The following is a 12984-nucleotide window of genomic DNA, read 5'->3' as shown; positions in this document are numbered from 1 at the left end:
AAGTATCAGAAATTAAATTTAAGTAACCCTATGCCAGCTCGGTGGGAACTTTCAGCTCCATGCCGTCGGCTTCCTCAGTGGAAAGCAGGCCTGAAGATAAGTCTTTACCCTTCAGATCGCTATAAGCGTTGGCTTCGCCTTCGGGTGTGGTTCTAATGGGGAACTTGAAGCGTTTTACAACGCCGTTTCTGAACTTACAGGTCCACATAATGTCCTCAGTACCCATCATGGGCTGTACAGACGCGCCCATGGGCACGAAGTCAGAGTACCCTCTTACTTCGATGGCCTGGGAGGGGCAGATCTTTACGCAAGAGTAGCATTCCCAGCACTGATCCGGTTCTTGGTTGTAAGCTTTCATTGCATTGGCATCCAGAACCATCAGGTCATTGGGGCAGATGTACATGCATGCGGTTTTATCCCCGCCTTTACAGCCGTCACATTTTTCTGCGATTACAAAAGATGGCATTTAAAATACCTCCATTAATGTAGGTTAATCAAAATTGCACAAATACCGTTGTGCGACAATTTGTATCTATCTAGATTAAGGCCTGTCGATATTTTTTCGAAAGGCCTGTAATTTAAACCAGTTGGGCTTTGAGGATGATAGGGTGAAACCGTTTCAAATTTCATCCAGCAAGCCTTCTTCACCCCAAACAAATGATATGGGAATAACACCCTGACAAGGTCTGTGTCAAGAAAATTCAAAAAAAATGATTTAATGAGTTCTTCAATTTTTTTGAACGATCAGTATCCTGACAATATGTATGTATTTTTATTAATAAAAACACAATATCTTGTGAATGTATGCATTAAAATCATCTGGAAAAACCATTCGGATCCTGGTAGTTTACCAGCCGGTTCTGAATAAACCGGTTTTTAGCTGAACTTTAGAAAAAAATAAAGGAAAAAAAATGAGCGATGAGATGCTGCCTGTGGCCTTGGATGATTCCATGCAATTCAACTGCAGTCCGGATAACCCTTGTTTCAATCAGTGCTGCAGGGATTTGAATCAGGCACTGACGCCCTATGATATTTTGAGAATGAAGAATGCAGTAAGTTTATCATCCAAACAGTTTCTGCGCGAATATACATCCCGGCATACCGGACCCGGCTCCGGACTGCCGGTGCTTACCTTCAAGGCGAATCCAGCCACCGGCCATGCCTGCCCCTTTGTTACGGATTCCGGATGTTCCATATATAATGACCGCCCCGCATCATGCCGCATGTACCCCTTGGCCCGGGCCATTGCAAGGGACAGGGTCTCCGGAAAAATTGTCGAGTATTTTGCTCTGATTGAAGAAGCGCACTGCAAGGGCTTTGGCGTTCAAAAGAGCGGAGGAACCGTGGCCCAGTGGCTCAACGGCCAGGATGTGGCCTGCCATAACACAGAAAATGATAAAATTCTTGAGCTGATCAGTCTTAAAAATCAGATCCGGCCCGGGAACCTCGAAGCCGCTGAAGAAGATCTTTTTTACATGGCCTTATATGATCTGGATGATTTCAAAATTCAGATTACAGAAAGAGACCTTCTTGGGTCAATGGACCTGCCGGGAGAATATATGAAAAAGATTGTGGCCGATGATCTGAGCTTGCTTAATTTCGGCATTGCCTGGGTAAAATACCAGCTGTTTGGTAAGGATCTGGAAATCGGGGTCTGAAAATTATGGAAATTGAAGGAAAGGTGGCCCTGGTTCTCGGGGCAGTCAAGGGAATCGGCAAAGGCATTGGGCTTGACCTTGCCCGGCAGGGGGCATGTCTGGTCCTTACCCGCCATGACTGGCCGGATGCCTTCTGTGATATGGAAGCAGAATTTGAGAAGACAGGGGCCCGGCATCACATCATAAATGCAGATTTGCGCAAAACCGATGATATATCCGGACTGGCGCAATTTATAAAAGACCGGTATGGACGCCTGGATATCCTGGTGAACAATATTGAACGCGGCGGCTGGCCTGCTGTTCACGGGGCCTATGTCGAAGAGCAGTGGGATCTGGAGATTGAAACCACACTTAAGGCCAAGCGCTGGGTTTTTGAAGCGGTGTTTCCTTTGCTCAAGGCCAGCGATGACGCCGTTGTCATTAATATTTCTTCTGTTGCGGCCATAACCGGAAGGTCCGGTCCTGCTGCCCTGGTTTTCAACGAGGGGTATTCAGCCGCCAACCGGGGGGTTCGTGTGCTCACCGAAACATGGGCCCGGATGGGGGCGCCTTTGGTGCGGGTGAACGAATTGATGCTGGGCATATTTGAAACCCGTCATGCCCAGGGGACCCGGGGGTGGCAGGAGGTGCTGACGGATGCGGAAAAACAGTCCCTGATAGACCATACCCTGGCAGGGCGGACCGGCCGGATTTGTGATGTTGTCAAGGCGGTTAATTTTATTATCAGGGATGCCCCCTACATGACGGGTGCCACCCTGCGTATAGACGGTGGGTTTGTCCTGGGCGGGGCCCCGGTGCCGCCGATGCCCCGGGGCATCGTTTGATTAGTTATATGGAGGCATGCGATTGACATTAAGGCAACTGGAATTGTTTCTTGCGCTTGTGAAGACACCTCATTTAAGTCAGGTGGCCAAGGATTTCGGCCTGACCCAGTCGGCAGTATCCATGGCCATAAAATCCCTTGAAGAGGCCTTGGGAAAACTATTGTTTGATCGCATCCACAAAAGGCTGGTGGTTAATGAAAACGGGCGCTATTTTTTCAGGATGGTGGATCCCCTTGTTTTTGGCCTGCGGGAAAGTGAGTCCATGTTCAGGGATCAGGACCTGGTGGGCGATATCAAAGTGGGTGCCAGTTCATCCATTGCCAACTATATCCTGCCCCAGATTATTTATGAGTTTGCCGAGCTGTATGAAGGGGTCCGTGTGGAAAAAATAACCGGCAATACCATAGAGATCGGCAAGCTTATTGAAGACGGTGTTGTGGATATCGGTTTTGTTGAGGCCGACTACAACAGCATCGAGATCGAGCGGGAGGTGCTTGGCATGGATGAGCTCTATGTGGTGACCGGTGATCCGGACCTTGTTCGCAGCGAAGATTACCGGATAGACGAGCTTTTATCAAAACGCTGGATTTTTCGGGAGGAGGGATCCGGCACCCGGGATGTGTTCCTTTATCATATAGAAAAGTACAAAAAACGGTTTAAACCCTTCCTGGAAGTGGGGCATACAGAAGCTGTGAAATCGGTACTTAGGAACAAGGGGGCCATAAGCTGCCTGTCCAGAATTTCCGTAATGAATGAGCTTTTGTCCGGGCAGCTGTTCCGTCTCAAAATAAAAGATTTTAAATTTTCCCGTTCCTTTTACACCATCTGGCATAAGGATAAATATTTCTCATCGGTTCTTCAGGAATTTATTCATTATACAAAGGAGCGTTACAAGGCTGTATATGAAAACCAGGTCCACGCCCACTAATATGGTGTGAACGATAAGTCACCCATCTGTGCCTTGCATCTGGGGAACTTTTCGTCCAAACACGGTAGGCCATCCAGTTTTGGTTTATGGTGTCAGAAGAATCTGGGCAATGGTTTTTTTTATTTTTCCGGTTTTACCTGTCAGCTGTCTGAAATCCATTTCTATAACAGCCATCTGCTTATAAAACGGGGTCCGGTCAAAAGGAATATATGTACGGCTGTCAAATTTTCCGGCATCACAGCCAGATCCTTTTATTGCATTAAATCCGGGTTTGTGAAGCTCGTGGGGCAGTCCGTGCAACCGGCAGATCATTGGACGAAAGTGGTAAAGACTGCACCTGCCCGTTTTGAGCAGGGGGCAGGGGATTTTTTGGGATACCGGCTGGGTCTGGTTTTCCGCAGTTTCAGAAAAAGTTTGACAACAGTAATCCCGGCTAAGCGTTAACACATGCTTCTGGTCTGTGTCGGGCAATGTCTGCAATCCAAATTTCAGAAAAGAGGCTTCTGCATGGGTATGGTGAAAAAAAAGAGACAGGCAGCAGTTGTCTTCACAGCCCTTGCACTGGAATCCATATTGTGCGGCAACCTGATTCCATGCGTTATCCATATCATGGTAGAGCTGGATCAGGGGTGAAAAGTGTTCCGGGATATGTGTCATGACACTCCTTGGCGAGCGCTTTTTAAACCAGCGGATTGGGGAAAAACAGACGCGCGTACAGTTTAAGTGCGTACCGGTCTGTCATGGAAGCAATGACGTCACACACCGAGCGGTTCAGTGTATTTTTTGCTGAATCCCATGGGGCCATTTCCATTTTTTCCAGTTCTGTTTGCATCTCCTCGGGATTTTCCATGAAGTAGTTGTAAAGACCGACAATTACTTTTTTTGCCTTTACAAATTCGCCGTGAACCGCTGGGGAACGGTACACCTTTTCATAGAGAAATTTTCTCAGGACCGTCATGGCTTCCATGGTGGCCTCACCCATGTTCAAAATAAAGTCTCCATTTTTGGGGCCGCTGTTGTAAACCAGTTGCTCCATCATTGTAGATGCGCGGGCAGAGTGGGTTGTACCAAGCTTTCGGATGCAGATGGCCGGCACCTCATCCATGGAGATTACCTTGCCCCGCAACGCATCATCAAGATCGTGGTTCAGGTAGGCAATGATGTCGGCCACGCGCACGATCCGTCCTTCAATGGTGGACGCGGTTTCACCGGGCGTGGCCGGAATAATATTGCCAAATCCCTTGGAATGTTTAAGAATACCGTCTCTGACCTGGGTGGTCAGATTCATGCCCTTTCCTTTGTTTTCCAGGACATCCACCACCCTTAAGCTCTGATCGGAATGGGTAAAACGGGAGGAGTGTATCTGGATCAGGGCAGTTTCTCCGGCATGTCCAAAAGGGGTATGGCCTAAATCATGGCCAAGGGCAACTGCTTCGGCCAGGTCCTCGTTCAGGCGCATGGCCCGGGCAATATTCCTTGCTGTTTCAGAAACCTCAAGGGTATGGGTGAGCCGGGTCCGGTAATGATCCCCCAGCGGCGATAAAAAAACTTGGGTTTTGTATTTCAAGCGCCTGAAGGCATTGCAATATACAATGCGGTCCCGGTCCAGCTGAAAGGGGGTCCGGATGCTGCCGGGGGCAACTTCAGGGCGCCTGCGTTCAGCGCTGGTACTGGGGGTGCCGTATCTTGACAGGAAATTGTGCTCCCGCTGCTGGAAGATTTCCCGGATACTGGGACTTTGCTCTATTTTGGGTAATGTTGTATTCATCAAAACAATGTTGAATTAAAATAAAAAACAAATTAAGTACAGTATTTAATGAAAAAATCAAGATAAGGAGTGCTTTTGGATTACGCGTTTTTTATGGGGCAGGCCCTTGAACAGGCCCGTAACGCCTTTGATCGCGGGCAGTTTCCTGTCGGGTGTGTGATTGTTCAAGACAATCTGGTGATTGCCTCGGGTGCCAGGGACGGCACGTCCGGGGATCTATCCTTTTTCAGTGAGATTGACCACGCTGAAATGCGTGCGCTCAAGGCCCTTGAATCATCGAAAGTCAGATTCATTCCGGAACGGGCTGTGCTGTTCTGCACTATGGAGCCTTGTCTGATGTGCTTTTCCGCGATCATTCTGGCCGGTATCCGAAGGGTTGTCTTTGCCTATGAGGATGTGATGGGAGGTGGAACAGGACTGGACAGGCAGCATCTCTCTCCCTTGTACAGGGATGCACAGATTACGGTGGTTGCCCATGTTTTACGTAAAAAAAGCCTTGATCTTTTTTATAATTTCTTTAATAACGAGGCTAATTTATACTGGAAAGACAGCCTTCTGGAATCATATACGCTTGATCAATGGAATAAGTTGGGGGGGGGATGATGTAAGGGCGTAATTCAGCAACAAAATAAATAATTCTTGCTATGTATGCCCAATGTATATATAATCCATAGGTTATGCTTGTTATATTGACATGATTATAATTTTGTGCTGCGGCGGGAGGTTAAAATATCTACTAAGAGAGTTAAGCAAGATCAGACAAGAGTGAATAAGGGGATCAGGGCCACTGAGGTACGGGTTATCGGTTCTGATGGTGAACAGATAGGAGTTGTGCCCATTGCGGAGGCGTTGCGTATTGCCCAAAGCGATGAGTTGGATCTGGTTGAAGTTTCTCCGGATGCCAAGCCCCCTGTCTGTAAAATAATGGATCATGGAAAGTATAAGTACGAGCTGACTAAGAAGAAGCAGGAAGCCAAAAGGAAGCAGAAAAGTGTTCAGATCAAGGAGATCAAGGTTCGTCCCAAAACAGACGACCATGATCTTGCAACCAAGGCTCGGCACATAGAAAAATTTATTGCCAATGGTGATAAAGTAAAAATAACACTGGTTTTCAGGGGGCGTGAGTTTATGCTCAAAGAGCAGGCCAACACCATTCTGGAAAAAATAGTGGATATGACCAAAGACTTTGCCCAGGTGGAACAGCTTCCCAAGTTTGAAGGGCGGGTCATTACCATGCTGCTTGGCCCCAAATAATCACAGGTTATCTGTTTCAGCCTTTTTGTGAAGGCCTTCCGGTGTCAAAGGGATACTTATGTGTGGTAGTATATCGCATATACACCGCTTTTAGTTATTTATATATAGTTTGAACTTTCAGGAGATTGAGTTATGCCAAAAATCAAGACATGCCGTGCGGCTGCCAAACGGTTTGAAAAAACCGGGTCAGGCAAATACAAATTCCGCAAATCCCATGCCAGCCACATTTTGACCAAAAAAACCACCAAGCGGAAAAGAAGCCTGCGTCAGCCCCAGATTGTTGCCGGGTCTGATATGAAAGAGGTCCGCCGGATGCTGCCTTACGGCTAATCAGGCACGGCGGTTTTTTAATGCTGACATATGAAGCCCGGCCAATGTAGCGGCCGGCTGATGAGATATAAGGAGTGCAGAAAAAATGAGAGTTAAAAGAGGATTCAAAGCAAGGCGGCGCCGCAATAAGGTGCTCAAACTGGCAAAAGGGTTTACGGGTGGAAGAAGCAAGCTTTACAGAACCGCTGCAGACGCGGTGGACAAAGCATTGATGTACGCCTACAGAGACCGCCGGGCAAGAAAAAGAGATTTCAGGAAATTGTGGATTGTACGTATCAACGCCGGTGCGCGGATGAATGAGCTGTCCTATTCCCGGTTCATGAACGGATTAAAACTGGCCGGCAGTGAACTGGACAGAAAAGTTCTGGCTGATCTGGCAGTATCCGATCCCGCCGGATTCTCCCAGCTTGCTTCCCAGGCGTCTGCCAAATTGAACTAAAGCGTATTTTCGGGGGAACCTTGCAAAATAATCTCCAAGACATTGAAAAACAGGCCCTGGAAAAAATCAGCACAGCAGACTCAAAGGACGCCCTTGAGTCAATTTCCGTTCAGTTTCTGGGCCGCAAGGGAGTGCTCACTGCTTTTTTGCGCAATATTCCATCCCTTCCGGTGGATGAACGTCCTGCTGCAGGGAAAAACGGTAATCTGCTCAAGCTAAAGCTTGAAGAAGCGGTACGGCAGGCCCGGTCTGAACTGGAAGCCGGTGCCGCAGGCGGTGCTGAAGGCATTGACATTACTCTGCCCGGGCGTATGGTGAAAAAAGGCGCCCTGCATCCCATCACCCAGGTGATGGATGAGATCAGTGGTATTTTTCTGCGCCTGGGGTTTGACATCGCCGAAGGTCCGGAAGTTGAGACCGATTATTATAACTTCGAGGCCCTGAATATCCCCAAATATCATCCGGCCAGGGACATGCAGGATACATTTTATGTGTCTGAAAATATTGTTTTGAGGACCCATACGTCAGGGTCCCAGCCCCGGGTGATGGAAAAAAATGAGCCGCCTGTGCGCATTATTTCCCCGGGCAAGGTGTTCCGCTGTGACTCGGATTTGACCCATACGCCTATGTTTCATCAGGTGGAAGGCCTGATGGTGGACAGGAACATCTCCTTTGGGGATCTTAAAGGGGTATTGACCACCTTTGTTCAGCAGTTTTTTGATAAGGATACGTTGCTGCGGTTCAGGCCCAGTTTCTTCCCTTTTACCGAACCCAGTGCCGAAGTCGATATCCGCTGTGCCATGTGCAAGGGCAAAGGCTGCCGGGTATGTTCGAATACCGGTTGGATTGAAATTCTAGGATCCGGTATGGTCCACCCGGCTGTGTTTGAAAATGTCGGTTATGATACCCAGAAGTATACAGGGTTTGCCTTTGGCATGGGCATGGAACGGGTTGCCATGCTCAAGTACGGAATTGATGATATCAGAAAATATTTTGAAAATGATGTGCGTTTTCTAGGGCAGTTTTAATTATGAAAGTCAGTTTAAGCTGGTTGCGTGAATATATCCCCGTTGATCTTGATCCCAAGGATTTATCCGACAGGCTGACCATGGCCGGCCTTGAAGTAGATGGGGTGGAAAGTCTTTATGATTACCTGGACAATGTGGTTGTGGCCCAGGTTGTACAGGCAAGGCAGCATCCCAATGCTGACAAGCTTACCTGCTGTACCGTGGATATTGGAAAGGGAGAGCTGTTTCCCATTGTTTGCGGCGCACCCAATGTCAGGGAAGGCATGTATGTCGCCTGTGCGCTGCCGGGTGCTGTGCTGCCCGGTGATTTTAAAATCAAAAAAAGCAAACTGCGGGGCGAACCATCCCATGGCATGCTGTGTTCGGCTGCGGAGTTGATGCTTGCCCATGACGCATCCGGTATCATGGATCTTGACGGCGAATTTGTTACCGGAACCCCCCTTGAATCTGCCTTGAAACTAACAGATGCTGTCCTCGAGATCGATCTGACCCCCAACCGGCCGGACTGCCTGAGCCTTATCGGCGTGGCCCGGGAAATCGGGGCGCTTACAGAACCCCGGAATAAAGTAACCCTGCCGGACGTGACATTTCCGGAAGCCAAAATGGATTCCCGGGATATCCACGATTTTGTCTCTGTCCGAATTGAAGACCCTCAATTGTGTCCAAGATATACCGCAGGTATGCTGTTTGACGTCAAGGTCGGCCCGTCTCCGGTCTGGTTAAAACAGCGCCTTGAGGCTGTTGGGCTCTCTTGTGTCAATAATGTAGTGGATATCACCAATTTTGTCATGATGGAAACCGGACAGCCGTTGCACGCCTTTGATTATGACAATATTGCCAAAAGCAAAATCATAGTCAGAACAGCCGGAAAACCCGGCGATGCCCCCCTTGAGTTTACAACCCTTGATTCGAAAGTCCACAAGCTGGACCCTGAAATGCTCATGATCTGTGACGGGGAAAAGCCTGTGGGTATTGCCGGTGTCATGGGCGGTGAGAATTCTGAAATTACGGATGCAACCACCCGGGTGCTGGTGGAAAGTGCCTATTTTAATCCCGTGTCCATCCGGCGCACCGCCAAAAGGACAGGGATTGCATCAGATGCCTCCCACAGATTTGAGCGCGGCGTGGACCCCGAAGGTACCTTGTTTGCCCTGAATCGCGCCGTTTCATTAATGGCTCAGTTCTGTTCGGCTACCATTGCCAGGGGAATTATTGATGAGAATCCCGTCAAAACCCCGCCTGTTACCATTGACTTGAGCCCCAAGGCGTTGAATGTGCGGTTAGGGACCTCGTTTTCCGCAGATGAAATAGCACAGATTCTGGGGTCCGTGGAATTTGGCATAGATAAAAAAGCAGCCCAAAAGGATGATGGCCTTCTGCAGGTTCATGTCCCCTCTTTCCGGGTTGATGTGGCCCGGCCCGAGGACCTTTCCGAGGAAGTGGCCCGGTTGTGGGGATATAATAAAATTGAAACCAGCTATCCTTTGATCACAGCCAAAGGCCGCACTCTTGCCAGCCGGCCGGTGCTGCGCGGTAAAATCCGCCAGGCCATGACCGGGTTTGGATTTTGTGAGGCCATCAATTACAATTTTATCCGCAAAGATGCCTGTGCGCGTATGGCCATTGAAGATCCGGACAAGAGGACCCGGATGGTTGAGATTTTAAATCCCATTTCCGACCAGATGGCTGTTCTCAGGACATCCATTGTGCCCGGATTGCTGGAAGCCATGGCCAGGAATACCGCCAAACAGGTGGACACGCTTCAGTTGTTTGAAATCGGCAAAGTTTTCTTTGATACAGCCCCGGGCAAGCAGCCCGAGGAAGTAGAAGTGGTCGGAGGACTGATTACCGGATACCGCTGGGACCAGACCTGGTATTCCAAAAAGGAAGCCGTGGATTTTTTTGATCTGAAGGGTGTTGTGCAGGGGTTGCTGTCGTATTTTCAGATTTCCGGTGTTCTTTATGAAAGAACCGAGACCGGAACCTGTCCCTATTTTGAGCCGGGATATGGTGCCAGGATAGTGAAAGACGGTCTGGTCCTGGGGACCCTTGGCAAAATTGCATCAGGTGTGGGTGCAGCCTTTGGTTTGAAACAGGATGCGTATCTGTTTGATCTGGACATGGACAGTCTTGAAAAAGCGCTGCCCCAGGCTATCCAGGCGGTTGGGCTGCCCAAATTCCCTTCAATTTCCAGGGACATGACCTTTATTGTGCCAAAACGTGTTGAGGTGGGTGTCATGATAGATACCATCTCAGCCTTTGCTCAAAAACAGGGTCTGATCGAAGACTATTTTCTTTTTGATGTATTTGAAGGCAGCAACATTGGTGAAGATAAAAAATCCCTGTCATTCAGGGTCGTTTACCGCTCTGCCTCAAAAACCCTGACGGAAAACAATATTAAAAAGATCCATGAGCAGCTGTCCCAAAAGATAATTAATGATTTTCAGGCTGACTTGCCCGGATAATTTTTAGACGGCTGCAATTGACCCGGGAAAACCGGTATGAAATGGAAAAGTGCGGTTATATTAGGGTATTGACAAATTTAAGATGCTCTGTTATAAAGTGCTGCTAATATGCGGGCATAACTCAGTTGGTAGAGTGCAAGCTTCCCAAGCTTGATGTCGCGAGTTCGAACCTCGTTGCCCGCTCCAAATTAATTTGGAATTGGTATTGGCTGGCAGATTTGTTCCACTTGTTTAGGGGAAAGATATGATCTGAACCTGATATGTTGGTGAGGATTTTTGAGTGTTTTTACTATCGGGAACGGGCTCTGCCCGTTTTTGTATTTGTGGAAAAAGGACGACGGTTGCTGCAGGATATGGGATTTATAAACATCAAAAACCCCGGTGTCGTTGAACAACAGATTCAGGCTGTGGCCGAACCCCTGATTGATTCTTTGGGGTTGGAACTGGTGCACATTGAATGTGTTGTCCATAACCGGCAGAAATTTGTCCGGGTTTATATGGACAAATCCAAAGGGGTTGGCCTAGATGACTGCGTGGCTGTCAGCCGGGAACTTGGGGATCTGATCGATATCCATATTGAAAATATCGGTCCTTACCGCCTGGAAGTATCATCCCCCGGTCCAAACCGCCCCTTGAAGAAAAAGGCGGACTTTATCAGATTCCAGGGTGAACGTATTAAAATTGAAACCCATGAAGTCGTTGAGGGAAGAAAAAAGTTCACCGGGATTCTTGAGAAAACAAATGATGATTCTGTGACGATTGCAGTTGACGGCAGGTCCTTTGATATTTTGGGAACCAATATCATGAGAGCAATTCTTGCAGGTCAGTAAAATGGAGAGCATTTAACATGGTTATTACAGACATAAAAAGGGTAATCGATCAGGTCAGCCGGGAAAAGGGTATTGATGCGGAAATCCTTATTCATACGTTGAAAGAGGCCATTGTTTCTGCCGCCAGAAAAAAGATTGGCCCAAGGGCGGATATCGAAGTCCATTATGATGAAAAAAGCGGAGATGTTGAAGTTTTCCATTTTAAAGAAGTTGTTGAAGAGGTTGAATATTCGGATAGCGAGCTGACTCTGGAGGACGGGCTTGAATTTGATCCGGAATGTGAAATCGGGGATTCTTTGGGCATTCGAATTGACACCGAAGAGTTTGGCCGCATTGCAGCCCAGTCCGCCAAGCAGGTGATCATACAGAAAATGCGGGAAGCAGAGCGCAATGCCGTGTATGAGAATTTCATCCATAAAAAAGGTAAAATAATTAACGGCATTGTCCAGCGGTTTGACCGGGGTGCCATCATTATTAATCTGGGCCAGGCCGAGGCGGTATTGCGGCCAAGGGAGCAGATGCCCAAGGAAAGCTATAAACGGGGGGATCGGATCCGTGCCTTTGTCCTTGATGTGCTGGAAGAATCCAAAGGTGCCCAGATTATTTTATCCAGGACCCATCCGGAATTTCTGGTTGAACTGTTTAAAACAGAGGTGCCGGAGGTGGCCGAAGGCATTGTTTCCATCCGGGCGGCAGCGCGGGTGCCCGGCGTAAGGGCAAAAATTGCTGTCTCCTCCATTGATTCCGATGTGGACCCCGTAGGTGCCTGTGTGGGGGTTAAAGGGAACCGGGTTCAGAATATTGTTCAGGAACTGCGGGGCGAGAAAATCGATATTGTTCAGTGGAGCCCGGATGTTGCAAGATTTGTCTGCAATGCCCTGTCCCCGGCTGAAATCGCAAGGGTTATCATTGATGAAGAAAATCAGTCCATGGAGGTGATTGTCAATGATGAATATCTCTCCATTGCCATTGGTAAGGGAGGGCAGAATGTATCCCTTGCCTGTGAGATCACCGGCTGGCATCTTGAAGTCACCAGTGAAGAGGAATACAGCCGGGAGGTCAAGGAGGGGTACGACAGCCTGATGAAACTCTCCACAGTGGATCTGTCGGCAGCAGAGATACTCTTCAAGGCAGGTTATTCCTCATTTTTGGATATTATGGATGCCATGCCCGAGGATCTTGCGGCTTTTTTAAATATTTCCGTGGAAAATGCCCAGGCCATGATTGACGAAGGCGGACGCCTGATGGCGGGTGAGCGGCAAAGTGCCCGGGAGGCACTTCTGCAGGCTGCCCCGGCTCAGGACAGCGCCACTGATATGGATGACAATGCCGGGGATGGGAACATGTTTGCTGATGCCGAGGATGGGCAGGACAATGAGGAGAAAGATGGGCAGGTTGAAAAATCAGGTGAATAAGGACTGTTGCATCGGTAACGCGGGGAACGTATTTCAAAAGAATCA

The 12984-nt window shown here is 48.5% G+C and carries 14 protein-coding genes and 1 tRNA gene; 12 read left to right on the top strand and 3 right to left on the bottom strand.

The features are described 5' to 3' along the window. Positions 1-28 precede the first annotated feature (28 nt). Positions 29-466 (bottom strand): adenylyl-sulfate reductase subunit beta, encoded by a 438-nt coding sequence (gene aprB / locus Q366_RS03165; protein WP_035236196.1) that lies wholly within the window; start codon positions 464-466, stop codon positions 29-31. Positions 467-911: 445 nt separating this feature from the next. On the opposite strand from aprB, the gene Q366_RS03160 reads away from it, so the two are divergent. From Q366_RS03160 to Q366_RS03150, 3 genes are read left to right on the top strand one after another with little or no spacing between them, the layout of a single operon-like run. Beyond that, the gene (locus tag Q366_RS03160) at positions 912-1658 is read left to right on the top strand and encodes a YkgJ family cysteine cluster protein (protein ID WP_035236193.1); all 747 of its coding nucleotides are present in this window, start codon (positions 912-914) and stop codon (positions 1656-1658) included. Positions 1659-1663: 5 nt separating this feature from the next. Continuing rightward, a complete protein-coding gene (locus Q366_RS03155) occupies positions 1664-2482 on the top strand; it encodes an SDR family NAD(P)-dependent oxidoreductase (RefSeq protein WP_035236192.1) in 819 nt (272 codons plus the stop codon). Positions 2483-2504: 22 nt separating this feature from the next. Next, positions 2505-3410: a LysR substrate-binding domain-containing protein gene (locus tag Q366_RS03150; RefSeq protein WP_035236188.1), complete on the top strand. Its 906-nt coding sequence runs from the start codon at positions 2505-2507 to the stop codon at positions 3408-3410. 84 nt (positions 3411-3494) lie between these two features. On the opposite strand, the gene Q366_RS03145 is transcribed toward Q366_RS03150, so the two are convergent. Together Q366_RS03145 and Q366_RS03140 are read right to left on the bottom strand one after the other, a co-directional pair. Further along, complete coding sequence (locus Q366_RS03145) at positions 3495-4067, bottom strand: zinc/iron-chelating domain-containing protein (protein ID WP_035236187.1); 573 nt, start codon at positions 4065-4067, stop codon at positions 3495-3497. 22 nt (positions 4068-4089) lie between these two features. Further along, on the bottom strand, positions 4090-5178 hold the full coding sequence (locus tag Q366_RS03140; protein ID WP_035236185.1) for a deoxyguanosinetriphosphate triphosphohydrolase: 1089 nt from the start codon (positions 5176-5178) through the stop codon (positions 4090-4092). 75 nt (positions 5179-5253) lie between these two features. Here Q366_RS03140 and Q366_RS03135 point away from each other — a divergent pair, with 75 nt between their 5' ends. The 9 genes from Q366_RS03135 (at position 5254) to nusA (ending at position 12939) form a co-directional block, all read left to right on the top strand. Continuing rightward, on the top strand, positions 5254-5781 hold the full coding sequence (locus tag Q366_RS03135; RefSeq protein ID WP_035236183.1) for a nucleoside deaminase: 528 nt from the start codon (positions 5254-5256) through the stop codon (positions 5779-5781). A 105-nt stretch (positions 5782-5886) separates the two neighbouring features. After that, positions 5887-6432, top strand: coding sequence for a translation initiation factor IF-3 (gene infC / locus Q366_RS03130; protein ID WP_084691682.1), 546 nt, complete (start codon positions 5887-5889; stop codon positions 6430-6432). A gap of 132 nt (positions 6433-6564) precedes the next feature. Beyond that, positions 6565-6762, top strand: coding sequence for a 50S ribosomal protein L35 (gene rpmI / locus Q366_RS03125; RefSeq protein ID WP_004071481.1), 198 nt, complete (start codon positions 6565-6567; stop codon positions 6760-6762). An 85-nt stretch (positions 6763-6847) separates the two neighbouring features. Continuing rightward, the gene (gene rplT, locus Q366_RS03120; protein ID WP_035236180.1) at positions 6848-7201 is read left to right on the top strand and encodes a 50S ribosomal protein L20; all 354 of its coding nucleotides are present in this window, start codon (positions 6848-6850) and stop codon (positions 7199-7201) included. A 20-nt stretch (positions 7202-7221) separates the two neighbouring features. Beyond that, entirely contained in the window at positions 7222-8229 is a 1008-nt protein-coding gene (gene pheS / locus Q366_RS03115) for a phenylalanine--tRNA ligase subunit alpha (RefSeq protein WP_035236178.1), read from the top strand. Between the two features lie 2 nt (positions 8230-8231). After that, positions 8232-10694, top strand: coding sequence for a phenylalanine--tRNA ligase subunit beta (gene pheT, locus Q366_RS03110; protein ID WP_035236176.1), 2463 nt, complete (start codon positions 8232-8234; stop codon positions 10692-10694). Positions 10695-10804: 110 nt separating this feature from the next. Next, a tRNA-Gly gene (locus Q366_RS03105) sits at positions 10805-10880 on the top strand. A 74-nt stretch (positions 10881-10954) separates the two neighbouring features. Then, on the top strand, positions 10955-11524 hold the full coding sequence (locus tag Q366_RS03100) for a ribosome maturation factor RimP (RefSeq protein ID WP_084691681.1): 570 nt from the start codon (positions 10955-10957) through the stop codon (positions 11522-11524). A gap of 17 nt (positions 11525-11541) precedes the next feature. After that, positions 11542-12939 carry a transcription termination factor NusA gene (gene nusA, locus Q366_RS03095; RefSeq protein WP_035236174.1) on the top strand — a complete coding sequence of 466 codons (1398 nt, stop codon included), beginning with the start codon at positions 11542-11544 and terminating at the stop codon, positions 12937-12939. Positions 12940-12984 lie beyond the last annotated feature (45 nt).

Source organism: Desulfobacter vibrioformis DSM 8776, assembly GCF_000745975.1.
GTDB lineage: Bacteria > Desulfobacterota > Desulfobacteria > Desulfobacterales > Desulfobacteraceae > Desulfobacter > Desulfobacter vibrioformis.
Note: the sequence above shows the minus strand (reverse complement) of the source record. Positions and strands in the feature narration are given on the sequence as shown.

Coding starts and splice junctions, on each gene's coding strand:
- nusA (WP_035236174.1), top strand. CDS start 11,542: ATGGTTATTACAGACATAAAAAGGGTAATCGATCAGGTCAGCCGGGAA.
- pheT (WP_035236176.1), top strand. CDS start 8,232: ATGAAAGTCAGTTTAAGCTGGTTGCGTGAATATATCCCCGTTGATCTT.
- Q366_RS03100 (WP_084691681.1), top strand. CDS start 10,955: ATGTTGGTGAGGATTTTTGAGTGTTTTTACTATCGGGAACGGGCTCTG.
- rplT (WP_035236180.1), top strand. CDS start 6,848: ATGAGAGTTAAAAGAGGATTCAAAGCAAGGCGGCGCCGCAATAAGGTG.
- Q366_RS03140 (WP_035236185.1), bottom strand. CDS start 5,178: ATGAATACAACATTACCCAAAATAGAGCAAAGTCCCAGTATCCGGGAA.
- Q366_RS03155 (WP_035236192.1), top strand. CDS start 1,664: ATGGAAATTGAAGGAAAGGTGGCCCTGGTTCTCGGGGCAGTCAAGGGA.
- aprB (WP_035236196.1), bottom strand. CDS start 466: ATGCCATCTTTTGTAATCGCAGAAAAATGTGACGGCTGTAAAGGCGGG.
- Q366_RS03145 (WP_035236187.1), bottom strand. CDS start 4,067: ATGACACATATCCCGGAACACTTTTCACCCCTGATCCAGCTCTACCAT.
- rpmI (WP_004071481.1), top strand. CDS start 6,565: ATGCCAAAAATCAAGACATGCCGTGCGGCTGCCAAACGGTTTGAAAAA.
- Q366_RS03160 (WP_035236193.1), top strand. CDS start 912: ATGAGCGATGAGATGCTGCCTGTGGCCTTGGATGATTCCATGCAATTC.